This window comes from Streptomyces sp. NPDC006261 (genome assembly GCF_040613515.1).
In the GTDB taxonomy this organism is placed as follows: domain Bacteria; phylum Actinomycetota; class Actinomycetes; order Streptomycetales; family Streptomycetaceae; genus Streptomyces.
The window spans coordinates 142,962-158,557 of the sequence record NZ_JBEXSI010000011.1; the positions used below are offsets into that span (position 1 = coordinate 142,962).

General features: G+C 72.4%; 16 protein-coding genes. 12 read left to right on the top strand and 4 right to left on the bottom strand.

Annotation, left to right across the window (positions count from 1 at the left end; translation table 11 throughout):
- Positions 1–10 precede the first annotated feature (10 nt).
- Together ABZ154_RS09755 and ABZ154_RS09760 are read right to left on the bottom strand one after the other, a co-directional pair.
- Positions 11–1,231 (bottom strand): acetyl-CoA C-acetyltransferase, encoded by a 1,221-nt coding sequence (locus ABZ154_RS09755; RefSeq protein WP_356830727.1) that lies wholly within the window; start codon positions 1,229–1,231, stop codon positions 11–13.
- Positions 1,232–1,354: 123 nt separating this feature from the next.
- Positions 1,355–2,260, bottom strand: coding sequence for a LysR family transcriptional regulator (locus ABZ154_RS09760; protein ID WP_356830729.1), 906 nt, complete (start codon positions 2,258–2,260; stop codon positions 1,355–1,357).
- Between the two features lie 123 nt (positions 2,261–2,383).
- Between ABZ154_RS09760 and ABZ154_RS09765 the strand changes: the two genes are divergently transcribed.
- The 4 genes from ABZ154_RS09765 to ABZ154_RS09780 all read left to right on the top strand — a co-directional run bounded on the left by ABZ154_RS09765 (position 2,384) and on the right by ABZ154_RS09780 (position 6,197).
- Positions 2,384–3,325: a CoA-transferase gene (locus ABZ154_RS09765; protein ID WP_356830731.1), complete on the top strand. Its 942-nt coding sequence runs from the start codon at positions 2,384–2,386 to the stop codon at positions 3,323–3,325.
- Complete coding sequence (locus ABZ154_RS09770) at positions 3,322–4,107, top strand: CoA-transferase (RefSeq protein ID WP_356830733.1); 786 nt, start codon at positions 3,322–3,324, stop codon at positions 4,105–4,107. The genes ABZ154_RS09765 and ABZ154_RS09770 overlap by 4 nt, the downstream gene beginning before the upstream one ends.
- A 43-nt stretch (positions 4,108–4,150) precedes the next feature.
- A complete protein-coding gene (locus ABZ154_RS09775) occupies positions 4,151–5,698 on the top strand; it encodes a 3-hydroxyacyl-CoA dehydrogenase (RefSeq protein WP_356830735.1) in 1,548 nt (515 codons plus the stop codon).
- An 88-nt stretch (positions 5,699–5,786) separates the two neighbouring features.
- Entirely contained in the window at positions 5,787–6,197 is a 411-nt protein-coding gene (locus ABZ154_RS09780) for a VOC family protein (protein ID WP_356830737.1), read from the top strand.
- Here ABZ154_RS09780 and ABZ154_RS09785 read toward each other — a convergent pair.
- Positions 6,119–6,901, bottom strand: a complete 783-nt coding sequence (locus ABZ154_RS09785; RefSeq protein ID WP_356830739.1) for a DUF6597 domain-containing transcriptional factor — start codon at positions 6,899–6,901, stop codon at positions 6,119–6,121. The genes ABZ154_RS09780 and ABZ154_RS09785 overlap by 79 nt on opposite strands.
- 9 nt (positions 6,902–6,910) lie before the next feature.
- Entirely contained in the window at positions 6,911–8,137 is a 1,227-nt protein-coding gene (locus ABZ154_RS09790) for a YihY/virulence factor BrkB family protein (protein WP_356830741.1), read from the bottom strand.
- Between the two features lie 17 nt (positions 8,138–8,154).
- Between ABZ154_RS09790 and ABZ154_RS09795 the strand changes: the two genes are divergently transcribed.
- From ABZ154_RS09795 to cysC, 8 genes are all read left to right on the top strand, one after another.
- Positions 8,155–9,792, top strand: a complete 1,638-nt coding sequence (locus tag ABZ154_RS09795; RefSeq protein WP_356830743.1) for an acyl-CoA dehydrogenase family protein — start codon at positions 8,155–8,157, stop codon at positions 9,790–9,792.
- A 241-nt stretch (positions 9,793–10,033) separates the two neighbouring features.
- Positions 10,034–11,338 (top strand): GAF domain-containing protein, encoded by a 1,305-nt coding sequence (locus ABZ154_RS09800; protein ID WP_356830745.1) that lies wholly within the window; start codon positions 10,034–10,036, stop codon positions 11,336–11,338.
- Positions 11,339–11,427: 89 nt separating this feature from the next.
- On the top strand, positions 11,428–12,048 hold the full coding sequence (locus ABZ154_RS09805) for a GNAT family N-acetyltransferase (protein ID WP_356830747.1): 621 nt from the start codon (positions 11,428–11,430) through the stop codon (positions 12,046–12,048).
- A gap of 187 nt (positions 12,049–12,235) precedes the next feature.
- Entirely contained in the window at positions 12,236–12,319 is an 84-nt protein-coding gene (locus tag ABZ154_RS09810) for a putative leader peptide (protein ID WP_309544410.1), read from the top strand.
- A 116-nt stretch (positions 12,320–12,435) separates the two neighbouring features.
- Positions 12,436–14,133, top strand: coding sequence for a nitrite/sulfite reductase (locus ABZ154_RS09815; protein WP_356830749.1), 1,698 nt, complete (start codon positions 12,436–12,438; stop codon positions 14,131–14,133).
- On the top strand, positions 14,130–14,309 hold the full coding sequence (locus tag ABZ154_RS09820; RefSeq protein WP_356830751.1) for a hypothetical protein: 180 nt from the start codon (positions 14,130–14,132) through the stop codon (positions 14,307–14,309). Before ABZ154_RS09815 ends, ABZ154_RS09820 begins: the two co-directional genes overlap by 4 nt.
- Positions 14,306–15,022, top strand: a complete 717-nt coding sequence (locus tag ABZ154_RS09825) for a phosphoadenylyl-sulfate reductase (protein WP_356830753.1) — start codon at positions 14,306–14,308, stop codon at positions 15,020–15,022. The genes ABZ154_RS09820 and ABZ154_RS09825 overlap by 4 nt, the downstream gene beginning before the upstream one ends.
- Positions 15,022–15,591 (top strand): adenylyl-sulfate kinase, encoded by a 570-nt coding sequence (gene cysC, locus ABZ154_RS09830; RefSeq protein ID WP_356830755.1) that lies wholly within the window; start codon positions 15,022–15,024, stop codon positions 15,589–15,591. Before ABZ154_RS09825 ends, cysC begins: the two co-directional genes overlap by 1 nt.
- Positions 15,592–15,596: the final 5 nt, after the last annotated feature.

The following is a 15,596-nucleotide window of genomic DNA, read 5'->3' on the forward strand; positions in this document are numbered from 1 at the left end:
GGGGCCGGTGTCAGCGGGTGACGCGTTCGAAGACGGCGGCGAGTGCCTGGCCGCCGCCGATGCACATCGTCTCCAGGCCGTAGCGGCCCTCGCGGCGGTGGAGTTCACGGGTGAGTGTGGCGAGGATGCGGGCTCCGGTCGCGCCGACCGGGTGCCCCAGCGAGATGCCTGATCCGTTGACGTTGATCCGCTGCTCGTGGTCGGTGGCGCCGAGGCCCAGCTCGCGTGTACAGGCGAGGACCTGGGCGGCGAACGCCTCGTTCAGCTCGATCAGGTCGAGATCGGCGAGGGTGAGGCCGGCCCGGCCCAGTGCCGTACGGGTGGCGGCGACGGGGGCGATGCCCATGGTGGCGGCGGGGACGCCCGCGCGGGCGCAGGAGACGAGGCGGACGAGCGGGGTGAGGCCGAGGCGCTCCGCCGTCTCCGCGCTGGTGACCAGGCAGGCGGCGGCCGCGTCGTTCTGGCCGCTGGCGTTGCCCGCCGTGACGGTGGCCTCCGGGTCGGACTTGGCCATCACCGGTCGCAGAGCGGCGAGTTGCTCGGCGGTGGTGTCGGGGCGTGGGTGTTCGTCGGCGGTGACGGCCGTCTCGCCCTTGCGGGTGCGTACGGTGACGGAAACGGTCTCCGCCGCGTACCGCCCCTCGGCCACGGCGTGGGCCGCCCGCTGCTGCGAGCGCAGGGCCAGGGCGTCCTGGTCGGCGCGGCTGATCCCGTACTCCCGGCGCAGGTTCTCGGCGGTTTCGATCATGCCGCCGGGGACCGGGTGGTGGATGCCTCCGGCGGTGACCCGGCCCCGGGCGAGGGAGTCGTGGAGCTGGAGGCCGGGACCCTTGATGCCCCAGCGTCCGTCGTGCGTGTAGTAGGGCGCGGCGCTCATGACGTCGACCCCGCCGGCGATCACGACCTCGCTGAACCCGGTCCTGATCTGCATGGCCGCGTCCAGGACCGCCTGGAGCCCGGAGCCGCAGCGGCGGTCGATCTGGGTGCCGGTGACGGTGGTGGGCAGCCCGGCGTCCAGGGCCGCGACCCGGCCGATGGCGGGGGCATCGCTGGACGGGTAGGCGTGGCCGAGAATCACCTCGTCGACCCGGTCGGGGTCGACGCCGGTGCGAGCGACGACCTCGGCGATGACGTGTGCGGCGAGCGAGGCCGGTGTCTGCTGCGCGAACGCTCCGCCGAAGCGGCCGATGGGGGTGCGCAGCGGTTCGCAGATGACGACTTCGAGCGGCACGGCGGGGCCTTTCCGGGGGCGGTGGTGGCGGTACGCGCGGGGGCGTGCGGTGGAGTGACCTTCGCATCCGGTCACTGAGTCGGTCCAATATCGAATGTGCGGCGGGTTGAGAGGCCGTGCGTCTCAATGGGGGTGACGCACGGGTGTCGGCAGGGCGTCCTCGGCCACGGCGAGCACCGCACGGAGGGCTGCGGAGGGGTTGTCGGCGCGCCAGGCCAGGGCGGCACGGAGGCGGATGGGAGGACCGGCGAGAGGGCGGTAGACCAGGCCGTTCTGCTGGATGTGCTGGACGGAGGTGACCGTGAGGGTGACGCCGACCCCGGCGGCGACCAGGGCGAGGATCGTGTACGAGTCGGGGGCCTCCTGGACGACGCGCGGGGTGAACCCGGCGCTCTCGCAGGCCTCGGTCATGGCGTCGCGGACGGTGGAGCCGGAGTTGGCGGGGAAGGAGACGAACGGTTCGCCGGCGAGTACGCCGAGCGGTACGGCCTCCCGCCGGGCGAGCGGGTGGTCGTAGGGCAGGGCGCAGACCAGCTCCTCCTCGTCGATCACCCGGTGGGCGACGCCGGGCCGGGTCACCGGCAGCCGCACGAAGCCGAGGTCGAGCGAGCCGTCCGCGACCCGGGACAGGGCGGTGTTGGCGTACGTCTGGCCGGTCATGACGAGTTCGAGCCCGGGGTGGGCGGCGCGCACGGCGCGGGTGAGCTGGGGCAGTGTCTCGTGGCTGGAGGCCCCGGCGAAGCCGATGGTGACCCGGCCGTACTCGCCGATCCCCGCCGATCTGGCGGCCCGGACGGCGGTGTCCAGGTCGTCGAGGACGGTCCGTACGGGTTCGAGGAAGGACTCCCCCGCGCTGGTGAGCCGGACGGAGCGGGTGTTGCGGTGGAAGAGCTGGACGCCGAGCTCCCTCTCCAGCTGGCGGATCTGCTGGCTCAGCGGTGGCTGGGCCATCTGGAGCCGCTTGGCGGCCCGGCCGAAGTGCAGCTCCTCGGCCACGGCGAGGAACGCGTTGAGGTGGCGTAGTTCCATGACGACACCCCCCTCGTCTCATTGATACCCCTGGCGTCTTGATACAACCTTAATTCGGTATTGGACAGCCATCAATGGGCGCTGACACCGTGGGGTCCGCGTAGACGGACGACGAGGAGAAGCGTGGACCGGACGGCCGGCAAGGTCATGTCGATGAGGGAGGCCGTGGCCGCCTTCGTCCACGACGGGGACACCGTGAGCCTCGAAGGGTTCACCCATCTCATCCCGACCGCCGCCGGGCACGAGATCATCCGGCAGGGCCGCCGGGATCTCACGGTCGTCCGGATGACGGCGGACATCGTGGTGGACCAGATGCTGGCCGCGGGGTGCGTGACGCGGCTGGTCTCCTCCTTCGTGGGGAACTCCTCCGCCGGTTCGCTCGGTGAGCTGCGGCGGCGTATCGAGCACGCCGACCCCGAGCCGCTGGCGTTCGAGGAGTACAGCCATTACGGGATGGTCTGCCGCTACCTCGCCGGTTCGCAGCGGCTGCCGTTCTACCCGCTGCGCTCGTACGCGGGCAGCGACCTGCCGTCGGTCAACCCCGGTATGCGCAGAGTCGCTTCGCCCTACCCGGCCGCCGACGGATCGGCCGAGCAGATCTACGTCGTGCCGCCCGTCAACCCGGACGTGACGATCATCCACGCGCAGCGCGCCGACCGCCGGGGCAACACCCAGATCTGGGGGCTCACCGGCATCCAGGCCGAGGCGGTGTACGCGGCCAGGAAGGCGGTCGTGGTGGTGGAGGAGCTGGTGGCGGACGAGGTGGTGCGCGCGGACCCGAACCGCACCCTCGTCCCCGCCCACGCGGTCGACGCGGTGGTCCTCTGTCCGCGCGGGGCGCACCCCTCGTTCGCGCAGGGCTACTACGACCGGGACAACTCCTTCTACCGGGCCTGGTCCGCGATCAGCAAGGACCCGGTGCGGCTGCGGAAGTGGCTGGAGGAGTGGGTGTACGGGACCGCCGACCACGCGGAGTACGTCGCGAGGCTCGGCGAGGAGTTCTGGGCCGGGCTCGCGGTCGGCGAGGCGCTGAGCGAGCCGGTGAACTACGGGAGGCGGCTGTGAACGAGGAGCAGGCGAAGGCCGCGCTGCCCGCCACCTCGTCCGAGCTGCTCTCCGTCGTCGCCGCGCGCGAACTGGCAGGCCGACGGACCGTGTTCGCGGGGATCGGGCTGCCGACGCTCGCCGCCGAGCTGGCGCGGCTGACGGTCGCGCCGGAGATCGAGGTGGTGTACGAGTCGGGGGTCTGCGGGGCTCATCCGTCCCATCTCCCGGAGACCATCGCGGACGCCGTACTGATCACGGGCGCCGAGGCCGTGCTGTCGATGTCCGCGCTGTTCGGCTGTGTGCTCCAGGGCGGCCACATCGACGTCGGCTTCCTGGGTGCCGCGCAGATCGACCGGTGGGGCAATCTCAACACCTCGGTGATCGGGGAGTGGGAGCGCCCGTCGGTGCGGCTGCCGGGCTCCGGGGGCGCGGTCGAGGTGATGGCCAACGCCCGGGAGGTCTTCGTCGTGATGCGCCGCCACACCCCGCGCTCCTTCGCCGGCGTCCTCGACTTCTGCACCACGCCCGGTCCGGACCGGGCGCTCGCGGACGGCATCCGCCCGCTCGGCACCGGCGTCACCCGGGTCATCACCGAGCTGGGCATCCTCGCCCGTGACGGCGTCGGCGACGAACTGCGGCTGGTCGCCGTGCATCCCGGGGTCACCGTCGAGCAGGTGCGGGCCGCGACCGGCTGGGACCTGAAGGTGGCCGACGCGGTCGCCCCGGTCGAGCCGCCCACGGATGCGGAGCTGCGGCTCCTGCGCGACGATGTCGACCCGGACCGCGTCTACCTCCGCTGACCCCCTCTTCATCACCGTCTCCGCCGGAAAGGCCTCAACTGCCATGCGTATCAGGATCGTCGGAGCCGGGGCCATGGGCCGGGGCATCGCCCAGTGGGCGGCGAGCGCGGGACACACCGTGGAGCTGGGCGACGTACGGGCCGAAGCGGTGACGGACGCCGTGGAGTTCATCGTCTCGATGCTGGACCGGGCGGTGGCCAAGGGCCGGATGTCCGCCGCCGACCGGGACGCGTCCATGGCGCGGCTGGTGCCGCTGGCCGACCCTTGGGCGGCCGGGCCGGACGTGGAGCTGGCCATCGAGGCCGTACGGGAGGACCTGGAGACCAAGGCCGAGGTGTTCGGGAAGCTGGAGCGTGCGCTGCCCTCCTCCGCCGTCTTCGCGACCAACACCTCCTCCCTGTCGGTGACCCGGATCGCGGCGACTCTCCAGGATCCCTCGCGCCTGGCCGGGCTGCACTTCTTCAACCCGGTGCCGCTGATGCGGATCGTGGAGGTGGTGCCGGGGGCGGCGACCCGCCCGGAGATCCCGGCCGCGCTGACCGGGCTGGTGGAGGGGTGCGGGCACCGGGCGGTGACCGTGGCCGACACCCCCGGTTTCCTGGTCAACCACGCGGGGCGCGGTCTGGTGACGGAGGCGCTCGCGCTGCTGGAGGAGTCGGTGGCGGGGCCCGCCGACATCGACCGGATCGCGCGGGACGTGCTGGGGCTGCGGATGGGCCCGTTCGAGCTGATGGACCTCACCGGGCTCGACGTCACGGCCGCGGTGATCGACTCGATCTGGCAGGGCTTCCGGTACGAGGACCGGCTGCGCCCGTCCTACCTCACCCCGAACCGGGTGGTGGCCGGGCTGCACGGCCGCAAGACGGGGCAGGGCTGGTACGCGTACGGCGAGGGCGCCGAGGGACCCGCGCCGGAGCCGGCGGTGACCGGGAACGGCGACCGGCCGGTGTTCCTGGCCGCGAGCGGGTCCGTGGAGATCGCGGCGTACGTGGACGCCCTCGCCGGCGCTCTGGAGGCGTCGGGGGTCCGGGTCGAGCGGGGCGACGGGCCTTCCGCCGAGGCGCTGGTGCTGGTGCCGGTCTGGGGCACCACGGTGTCCGGTGCCATCCGGGCGGGCGGGCTGCCGCCGGAGCGGACCATGGGCGTGGAGGTGCTGCCCCCGGCCGGGCGGCGGCGGGTCCTGGCGGTGACGGCCGTCACCGGTCCGGCGTCGGCCCGGGACGCCCGGGCGGTGCTGGCGCGGGCGGCGGCGCACGAGCCGCACGCCGTGACAGTGGTGCGGGACACGGCGGGCTCGGTCGCGCAGCGGCTGCTCTCGTCGATCGTCGCGGTGGGTGCCTCGATCGCCGAGCGGTCGCTCGCCACCCCGGCCGACATCGACCTGGCGGTGACGACCGGGCTCGGCTATCCGGCCGGGCCGCTGGCCTGGGGCGAGCGGATCGGGGCTCCCCGGCTGCTGGAGCTCCAGCGGGCGCTGCACGCGACGACGGGCGACCCCCGCCACCGGCCGACGCGGTGGGTGACCGAGCGGGCGGATCTGGGGCTCGCGCTGACCGGGGCGGGGACTTCGGTGGACGACTGCCTACGGTGAGGGGGCCGCTCGGCGTCCGAGGCGAGAGGGCCGCCCGGCGTCCGATTCGTACAAGACCGGCGGGGCGCCGTGCGCCTACGGTCGTTCCATGACTCCACGACTCGACGCGATCAGCATCATCACGGCCGACCTGGCGGCCTCGCTCGCCTTCTACCGCAGGCTCGGCCTCGACATTCCGGCCGGGGCGGAGTCCGCCCCGCATGTGGAGGTGGTCCTGCCGGGCGGGCAGCGGCTGCTGTGGGACACCGAGGACGTCATCCTCTCGTTCGACCCGAGCTGGGAGCGCCCGGCGGGCGGGGAGCGGCTGGGGCTGGCGTTCGTCTGCGACAGCCCGGCGGAGGTCGACGCCCTGTACGCGGAGTTGACCGGTGCCGGGTACGCGGGGCACCTGAAGCCGTGGGACGCGGAGTGGGGGCAGCGCTACGCGGTGGTGCTGGATCCGGACGGCTGCGGGGTCTCGCTGTTCGCCGCCGCCTCCGGCTCGCCCGCCGAGAAGTAGGCCCCGAGGGTCGTTCCGGCCAGGTCGCGCATCTCGCGGGCGAGGTGGGCCTGGTCGGTGCAGCCCGCCACCGAGGCCGCTTCGGCGTACGGGAGGCCGGTGCGGATGAGCTCCAGGGCGCGTTGGAGACGGAGGACCCGGGCCAGCGTCTTGGGGCCGTAGCCGAAGGCGGCCAGGGAGCGGCGGTGGAGCTGGCGGGCGCCGAGCCCGGCCTCCGCCGCCGCGGCGGCGACGGTTCTGCCGCGGCGCAGGCCCTCGGCGACGGCGACCGTCCGCGAGTCCGGGGGCCCGGTGTCGGCGATCCGGTCCAGGGCGAACCGTTCCAGGGCCGCTGCGGGGTCGGGGGCCCCGTCGATCCGGTCGGTGATCCGGCGTACGGCTGCCGCAGGCCAGAGGTCGGCGAGGTCGGCCCGCTGGTCGCGCAGCAGTGAGGCCGGTACGCCGAGGAGTACGGGGGCGGTGCCGGGGGCGAACCGGATCGCGGCGCAGGAGACCCTGTTCCGCGGTTCCACCTCGAAGGCGTGGGTGTCCGGCCCGGCGACGACGATGCGGCCGCCGGTCCAGATCAGGTCCATGCAGCCGTCGGGCAGCACGGACCGCGCCTCCAGCAGCGGGCGGGCAGGCGCGTCCCAGGTCCAGACGACGGCACCGGGCAGCCTGGAGGGGCGTTCCCGGTACCGCTGCTGTTCCCGCTCCTGGGGCATGTCTCCACGCTAGCGCGGAGGCTCAGGAGGACGACGGTCCGAATTGTCCCGGGGCTGCCCGGGCTCCTGTGCCTTGGCCTCTTTCGGCTCCTTGGGCCCCTTCGGCTCCTTCTCCCAGGTCGGGTGGAGCCGCGACTTGACGTCGTCGGGCGGCAGGAAGCGGGACCAGCGCTCGGGAAACTCCGAGGGCATGTACGCCTGGCCGTCGTCCTCGTCCTCCTCGTCGTCCCCGCTGCCCCAGACGGACGGGCGGGTCCGGGCGACGAACTCGGCGGCCTGCGCGGCCCGGACGCGTTCGGTGGCCTCGCGGGCGGAGGCGGTGGCGAGGGAGGGCCACACCCGGTCGATGGCCGCGTTGACCGCGGCGCCGACCAGGACGGCGAAAGCGGAGATACCGATCCAGAGCAGGACGGCGATGGGCGCCGCCAGGGAACCGTAGATCGTGGGGCCTTCGACCGTGTTCGTGAGGTAGATCCGGAGCAGAAAGCTGCCGACCACCCACATCGCGAGCGCCACGAGCGCTCCGGGGACGTCCTCGATCCAGGGCGACCGGACGGGGACGGACACGTGGTAGAGCGTCGTGAGGAACGCGATCGTCAGCAGTATCACCAGCGGCCAGTAGAGGACGGCGATGACCTCGGTGCCCCAGGGCACGAACTCGACGACACGGTCGGGGCCGACGACGAGCAGCGGCAGCACCACCGCGCCCAGCAGCAGCGCGACGACGTACAGCAGGAAGGCGAGCAGGCGGGTCTTGACGATGCCGCGGTGGCCGTCGAGGCCGTACATGACGGTGATGGTGTCGATGAAGACGTTCACCGCTCGGGAACCGGACCACAGGGCGATGGCGAAGCCGATGGAGATGATGTCGGGGCGGGCGCCGGTGGTGACGTCGGCCAGCAGCGGTTTGGCGAAGTCGTTGACCCCGCGCTCGGAGAGCACGGTCTGCGAGGCCGAGAGGATGTTGCGCTCGATGGAGGCGACCGTCGTGGTGGTCGTCCACTCGTCGACGTAGCCGAGCAGTCCGATCATGCCGAGCAGCAGCGGCGGCAGGGAGAGCAGGGTGAAGAAGGCCGCCTCGGCCGCCAGCCCGAGGATCCGGTACTCGATGCACGAGTTGACGGTGTCCTTGAGCAACTGCCATGCCATCCGCCGCTTGGAGACGTTGCGGTAGAGGACTCGGGCCCGGTGGAGTCGGCCCGATGGCCGCTCGGGTGTTTCATTTGCTGCCTGCACCTCCTTACCGTATCGGCATGGCAGCCACCACCCACACAGTGACCAATCAGGTTCCGCCGCTGGTCGGCTATGACGTCTTCGCCGCGGACCGGGCCCTGTCCGAGGCCGTCGAGCGGCACATCGAGCCGGGCGTCCTGCCCGAAGCGCGGGAAGAACTGGGGACGCTCGGGCAGTCCGCCGGATCGGCGCAGGCCCAGAGGTGGGGTGAGCAGGCGAACGAGCATCCGCCCGTTCTGCGCACCCATGACCGGTATGGGAACCGGATCGACGAAGTGGAGTTCCACCCGTCCTGGCACCAGCTCCTGGGCCATGCGGTCGGCGCCGGACTGACCGACGCCTGGAGCCGGCCGGCCGGTCATGTCCGGCGTGCGGCCGGGTTCCTGGTCTGGACGCAGGCGGAGGCGGGGCACGGCTGCCCGCTCTCGATGACGCACGCCGCGGTGCCCGCGCTGCGGACCGACCCGGCGCTGGCCGCCGAGTGGGAGCCGCGGCTGACCTCGTACGTGTACGAGCAGGGGTTGCGGCCCGCCCAGGAGAAGGCCGGCGTGCTCTTCGGGATGGGCATGACGGAGAAGCAGGGCGGCACCGACGTACGGTCCAACACGACCCGGGCGGAGCCCGTCTCCGGAGAGGGCGAGTATCTGCTCACGGGGCACAAGTGGTTCTGTTCGGCGCCGATGTCGGACGGATTCCTGGTGCTGGCCCAGGCGCCGGGCGGGCTGACGTGCTTCCTGGTTCCGCGCGTCCTGCCGGACGGCACGCGCAACGTGTTCGCGATCCAGCGGCTGAAGGACAAGCTGGGCAACAGGTCCAACGCCTCCAGCGAGGTCGAGTTCGACGGGACCTGGGCCCGCCGGGTCGGCGATGAGGGGCGCGGGGTGCGCACCATCATCGAGATGGTGGCGGCCACCCGGCTGGACTGCGTGGTGGGTTCGGCGGCGCTGATGCGGCAGGCGGTGGCGCAGGCGATCCACCACAGCACCTACCGCGGCGCGTTCGGCGGGCCGCTGATCGACAAGCCGCTGATGCGCAACGTGCTGGCCGATCTGGCGCTGGAGTCGGAGGCGGCGACCGTCCTGGCGATGCGGCTGGCGTCGGCGTACGACACGGACACCGAGGAGGAGCGGGCCTTCCTGCGGCTCGCGGTGCCCGCGGCGAAGTACTGGGTCACCAAGCGCTGCACGCCGGTCGTGGGCGAGGCGCTGGAGTGCCTGGGCGGCAACGGGTACGTGGAGGAGTCGGGAATGCCCCGGCTGCTCCGTGAGGCGCCGCTCAACTCGATCTGGGAGGGCTCGGGCAACGTACAGGCGCTGGACGCGCTGCGGGCGCTCCAGCGGGAGCCGCAGGCGCTGGACGCGTTCCTGCGGGAGGTCGGGAAGGCGCGCGGGGCCGATCACCGGCTGGACGCGGCCATCAAGGACCTGCTGACCGAGCTCGCGGACCTGGAGGGGATCGAGGCACGGGCCCGGCGGGTGGTGGAGCGGATGGCGCTGGTGCTCCAGGGTTCGCTGCTGGTGCGGTGGGCGCCGCCGGAGGTCGTGGACGCGTTCTGCGCCTCGCGCCTGGGCGGGGACTGGGGCACGGCGTTCGGGACGCTGCCGCACAGCCTGGACCTGGCCTCGGTGGTGGCGCGGGCCCGGCCGGTCGCCGAGTAGGCGGAGGGCGGAGGGGAAGCTACGGAGGGTGGTGCTGCGCCGACACGGCACCACCCTCCATGCTTGAACCGTGCCGCTCGCCGGGCACGGGCCCGGCGAGCGGCACGCTGCCACTCTCGTACGTTCCGGTGGGGCATCGCCAGAGTTGCAAAGGGTTGCAACCATTGTGTGGACTGCGCGGTGGGTACGTCCGGGCAGCGGCGGGACGGGGCGGAGCGTTCCGGGGGATCGAGGGGAGACCATGAGTCGGACGAGTTCTGCCGCAGTGGTGCGGGTGATCGGCCAGGAGGCGGACCGCGCGACCCGGCTGCTCCACCGGGCCAGGGAGGCCCGGCTGGCGGGCGAGCGGCCCTCCGTCGCCCCACGCGCGGAGATCGACGCCTCCTGGGACCGGGTGGTGCGCAGCGGCATCGACCCCGAGCAGTCGCCGGAGAGCGAGCTGCTGCAGGCCGAGGAGATCGAGCACCGGCGGCACAGCACGGCCCTCGGCGAGGTGATGCCGCTGCTGCGGGCGGGGCTCGCGTCCATCGCCGACGCGGCGCAGCAGATCATGGTGGTCACCGACGTGGAGGGCCGGGTGCTGTGGCGGCAGGGCGACTCCGGGGTGCTCCACCGGGCGCACGACATCTGCCTGGAGGAGGGGGCCGCCTGGGCGGAGGCGGCGACGGGGACGAACGCGATCGGTACGGCGCTGGCCGCCCGCGCACCCATCCAGGTCCACTCGGCCGAGCACTTCATCCGGGCCCTGCACAACTGGACCTGCGCGGCGGCCCCGGTGCGCGATCCGCGGGACGGGCGGCTGGTGGGGATCGTCGACATCAGCGGCCCCGCCTCCACCTTCCATCCGGCGACACTGGCCCTGGTGGACTCGGTGGCGCGGCTCGCCGAGGGCGAGATCCGTACCCGTCACCTGGTGGCGATCGAGCGGCTGCGTGCGGTGGCGGCGCCGATCCTGTGCCGGATCGGAGGGCGTGCGCTGGCGGTGGACACGCACGGGTGGCTGGCGGCGGTGACGGGGATGCCGCCGGTGGACCGGCTGCCGCTGCCGAAGTCGCTGGTGGCGGGGAGGGTGTGGCTGCCCTCGCTCGGCATGTGCCGGGTGGAGCCCCTGCCGGGCGGCTGGCTGGTGCAGGTGTCGGACAGTACGGCGGAGGGTGCGCCGCGCCGGGCGGTGCTCGACCTGAGCCGGCCGCGGGCGCTCGCCGTGCACCTGGTGGGCCCGCTGGGCACCTCGACGCAGCGGCTCTCGCCGCGCCACGCGGAGCTGCTGTACGCGCTGGCGGTGCACCGGGAGGGGCGTACGGCCTCCGAGCTGGCGCAGGACATCTTCGGGGACGCGACCAGGACGGTGACGGTACGGGCCGAGATCTCGCGGCTCCGGCGCCATCTGGCGGAGGTGCTGGCGCACCGCCCGTACCGCTTCGGGGACGGGGTGCAGGTGGAGGTGGTCCACCCGGAGCACCCGGCCGACCTCCTGCCGCACTCGAAGGCGCCGGTGGTGACGGGGGCGCGGCGGGGGGGCGGCACCGGCCTGACCGGGGGCTAGGCGCGGTCCGGTGGGCGGGCCAGGTAGGAGAGGGCCCGGTGGAGGGCCCGGTGTGCTCCGGCCGACGGCGGCATGGTTTTCTGGCCGCCATGAGCAGCCCCGCGCAGCCCCCCGCACCGATCAGCGACCCGACCACGCAGGCGACCACCGAAGTCACCATCTGGTCGCTGGAGCAGACCTCGCCCGCCGACCTGCGGCCGGCCGCCGTGCCGGAGGGCGATCTGCGCATCGTCCGGTCCGAGGTGGTGCTGCCGGAGTTCAGCCGGTTCCTCTACTCCGCCGTGGGCGGCGACATCCGCTGGACCGACCGGCTGGGGATGACGTACGACGAGTGGCGGGAGCTGCTCGACCGGCCCGGGGCGGAGACCTGGGTGGCGTACGTGAACGGGACGCCGGCCGGGTACGTCCAGCTGGACGCGCAGGACGACGGAGTGGTCGAGATCATGTACTTCGGGCTGATCCCGGCCTTCCGGGGGCGGCGGATCGGCGGACACCTCCTGTCGTACGGGGTGGCGCGCGCCTGGGACCTGGCGGAGCGGTGGCCCGAGCGGCCGCCGACGGAGCGGGTGTGGCTGCACACGTGCTCGAAGGACGGCCCGTACGCGATGGACAACTATCTGCGCCGGGGCTTCCGGCTCTTCGACACGAAGACCGAGGTGGAACCGGACGTGGCGACCCCGGGACCGTGGCCGGGAGCGTACGGCGCCTGATCTTCCTCCCGATACCCCGATCCTCCAGCCGCCGGGGCCTTCATCGGCCCCGCCGTGGGGCAATTTGTCCCCATTACCACGGACCTATCGCGTGATCGGCGCCACAGCGTCTCGTTCTTCGAGACCAAGTCGTCCACATCGTGGATCGTGGTGGACTGCCCCGAGATCCGCGTGACACGCTTCCGTCATGTCTGGAACTGGAATTGCCTTGGTGAGTCGACGCCACGTCGACCTCTGCCGCATGTCCAGCGCCATCTGTCCGGCGGGCTGAGAGTCCCAGCACCGCCGCACCCTCCTCACCTCTGCCCGAACCCAGCGCACCGCCGCGCCTCAGCGCGAGTGTGCCGTTCAGAGCCGCCCACCTGCAGTCCCGAAGGACGTACTGTCATGGCCGCTACCCCGGAACAGCCTGCGACCACCACGCCCCGCCGCAAGGCCGGACGCCACCGTGGCGAGGGTCAGTGGGCCGCGGGCCACCACACCCCCCTCAACGGGAACGAGCAGTTCAAGAAGGACGACGACGGTCTCAACGTACGGACACGTATTGAGACGATCTACTCCAAGCGCGGCTTCGACTCCATCGACCCCAACGACCTGCGTGGACGCATGCGCTGGTGGGGGCTGTACACCCAGCGCAAGCCCGGCATCGACGGCGGCAAGACCGCCGTGCTGGAGCCGGAGGAGCTGGACGACGAGTTCTTCATGCTGCGCGTCCGCATCGACGGCGGCCGGCTGACCACGCAGCAGCTGCGGGTGATCGGGGAGATCTCCCAGGAGTTCGCGCGCGGGACCGCCGACCTCACCGACCGGCAGAACGTGCAGTACCACTGGATCCGGATCGAGGACGTGCCGGAGATCTGGCGGCGTCTCGAAGAGGTGGGCCTCTCCACCACCGAGGCCTGCGGTGACACGCCCCGCGTGATCCTCGGCTCCCCCGTCGCGGGCATCGCCGAGAACGAGATCATCGACGGCACCCCCGCGATCGACGAGATCCAGCGCCGCTACATCGGTAATCCCGACTTCTCCAACCTGCCCCGCAAGTTCAAGTCCGCCGTCTCCGGCTCGCCGCAGCTGGACGTGGCGCACGAGATCAACGACATCGCCTTCGTCGGCGTGAACCACCCGGAGCACGGCCCCGGCTTCGACCTCTGGGTCGGCGGCGGCCTCTCCACCAACCCCAAGCTCGGGGTCCGGCTCGGCGCCTGGGTGCCGCTGGACGAGGTGGCCGACGTGTACGGCGGGGTCATCGGGATCTTCCGTGACTACGGCTACCGGCGGCTGCGCACCCGCGCCCGCCTGAAGTTCCTGGTCGCGGACTGGGGCGCGGAGAAGTTCCGCCAGGTCCTGGAGGACGACTACCTCCAGCGCAAGCTGATCGACGGCCCCGCGCCCGAGCAGCCCGCCCAAACCTGGCGCGACCACCTCGGGGTGCACCGCCAGAAGGACGGCCGCTTCTACGTCGGCTTCGCCGCGCGGGTGGGCCGGGTCGACGGCACCACGCTCACCAAGATCGCCGACCTGGCGGACCAGCACGGCTCCGGCCGGGTGCGGACCACCGCCGAGCAGAAGATGATCGTGCTGGACGTGACCGAGGAGCAGGTCGATTCCCTGGTCGCCGGCCTGGAGGCGCTGGACCTGCGGGTCACGCCCTCCCCGTTCCGGCGCGGCACGATGGCCTGCACCGGCATCGAGTTCTGCAAGCTGGCGATCGTCGAGACGAAGGCGCGCGGTGCCTCACTCATCGACGAACTGGAGCGCCGCATTCCGGAGTTCGACCACCCGATCACCATCAACATCAACGGCTGCCCGAACGCCTGCGCCCGCATCCAGGTCGCCGACATCGGCCTCAAGGGCCAGTTGATGCTGGACGAGAACGGCGAGCAGGTCGAGGGCTACCAGGTACACCTGGGCGGCGCGCTCGGACTGGAGGCCGGGTTCGGCCGCAAGGTCCGTGGCCTGAAGGTCACGTCGGCCGAACTGCCGGACTACGTCGAGCGGGTGCTCGGCCGGTTCCAGGAGGAGCGCGAGGACGGCGAGCGCTTCGCGAGCTGGGCGGCGCGCGCCAGTGCGGAGTCGCTGTCATGAGCGAGCGTGCCGCCCCGTTCTACTGCCCGTACTGCGGCGACGAGGACCTGCGCCCCAACGAGAGTGGCCACGGCGCCTGGGAATGTGCCTCCTGCAACCGTGCGTTCCAGCTGAAGTTCCTGGGTCTGCTGACCCGGGGCGTCCAGCGCAACGACAGTGAAGGGGGCCGGATATGACGGACATCCTGCTGAGCGGCGAGCTGACGGACCGCGATCTCCAGGAGCTGGCCGAGCGGGCGGGCCGGGAGCTGGAGGACGCCTCCGCCACCGAGATCCTGAAGTGGGCGACCGACACCTTCGGGACGCGCTTCTGCGTCACTTCTTCCATGGAGGACGCGGTGGTGGCGCACCTGGCGTCGCGGGTGATGCCGGGCGTGGACGTGGTCTTCCTGGACACCGGCTACCACTTCCCCGAGACCATCGGGACGCGGGACGCGGTGGACGCGGTGATGGACGTCAACGTCATCACGATCACCCCCCGGCAGACGGTGGCCGCGCAGGACGCGGAGCACGGTGAGAAGCTGCACGACCGCGACCCCGACCTGTGCTGCGCGTTGCGCAAGGTCAAGCCGTTGGAGGACGGCCTGACCGCCTACGCCGCGTGGGCCACGGGGCTGCGCCGCGACGAGTCCCCCACCCGGGCGAACACTCCGGTGGTGGGCTGGGACGCCAAGCGCCGCAAGGTCAAGGTCTCCCCCATCGCCCGCTGGACCCAGGACGACGTGGACGCCTACGTCGCCGAGCACGGGGTGCTCACCAACCCGCTGCTGATGGACGGTTACGCCTCCGTCGGCTGCGCGCCCTGCACCCGCCGGGTGCTGGAGGGCGAGGACGCACGGGCCGGCCGCTGGGCCGGCCAGGGCAAGACCGAATGCGGGCTGCACGGCTGATGACGACTGATCAGGAGAGTTCGATGAGCGTGACGGAGGCGGGAGCCACGATCTGGCTGACCGGTCTGCCGAGCGCGGGCAAGACCACCGTCGCGTACGAGCTGGCGGGCCGGCTGCGGACCGAGGGCCACAGGGTGGAGGTGCTCGACGGCGACGAGATCCGGGAGTTCCTCTCCGCGGGGCTCGGCTTCTCCCGCGAGGACCGGCACACCAACGTGGCCCGGATCGGCTTCGTCGCCGAACTCCTCGCCGCCAACGGCGTGAAGGTGCTGGTCCCCGTCATCGCCCCGTTCGCCGACAGCCGCGAGGCGGTCCGCAAGCGGCACGCGAACAGCGCTACCCCCTACCTGGAGGTGCACGTCGCGACGCCCGTCGAGGTGTGTTCCGTACGGGATGTGAAGGGACTGTACGCCAAGCAGGCGGCCGGCGAGATCAGCGGTCTCACCGGGGTCGACGACCCCTACGAGGCACCCGAATCTCCCGACCTGCGCGTCGAGTCGCACCAGCAGACCGTGCAGGAGTCCGCAGCGGCGCTCCACGCGCTGCTCACCGAGAGGGGCCTGGCGTGAGCACC

Bases quoted from the DNA above. Each gene is read 5' to 3' on its own strand.
- ABZ154_RS09785 (WP_356830739.1), bottom strand. From the start codon at position 6,901: ATGCCCCAGGAGCGGGAACAGCAGCGGTACCGGGAACGCCCCTCCAGG.
- ABZ154_RS09825 (WP_356830753.1), top strand. From the start codon at position 14,306: ATGACGGACATCCTGCTGAGCGGCGAGCTGACGGACCGCGATCTCCAG.
- ABZ154_RS09810 (WP_309544410.1), top strand. From the start codon at position 12,236: ATGTCTGGAACTGGAATTGCCTTGGTGAGTCGACGCCACGTCGACCTC.
- ABZ154_RS09820 (WP_356830751.1), top strand. From the start codon at position 14,130: ATGAGCGAGCGTGCCGCCCCGTTCTACTGCCCGTACTGCGGCGACGAG.
- ABZ154_RS09795 (WP_356830743.1), top strand. From the start codon at position 8,155: ATGGCAGCCACCACCCACACAGTGACCAATCAGGTTCCGCCGCTGGTC.
- ABZ154_RS09780 (WP_356830737.1), top strand. From the start codon at position 5,787: ATGACTCCACGACTCGACGCGATCAGCATCATCACGGCCGACCTGGCG.
- ABZ154_RS09775 (WP_356830735.1), top strand. From the start codon at position 4,151: ATGCGTATCAGGATCGTCGGAGCCGGGGCCATGGGCCGGGGCATCGCC.
- ABZ154_RS09760 (WP_356830729.1), bottom strand. From the start codon at position 2,260: ATGGAACTACGCCACCTCAACGCGTTCCTCGCCGTGGCCGAGGAGCTG.
- cysC (WP_356830755.1), top strand. From the start codon at position 15,022: ATGACGACTGATCAGGAGAGTTCGATGAGCGTGACGGAGGCGGGAGCC.
- ABZ154_RS09800 (WP_356830745.1), top strand. From the start codon at position 10,034: ATGAGTCGGACGAGTTCTGCCGCAGTGGTGCGGGTGATCGGCCAGGAG.
- ABZ154_RS09815 (WP_356830749.1), top strand. From the start codon at position 12,436: ATGGCCGCTACCCCGGAACAGCCTGCGACCACCACGCCCCGCCGCAAG.
- ABZ154_RS09805 (WP_356830747.1), top strand. From the start codon at position 11,428: ATGAGCAGCCCCGCGCAGCCCCCCGCACCGATCAGCGACCCGACCACG.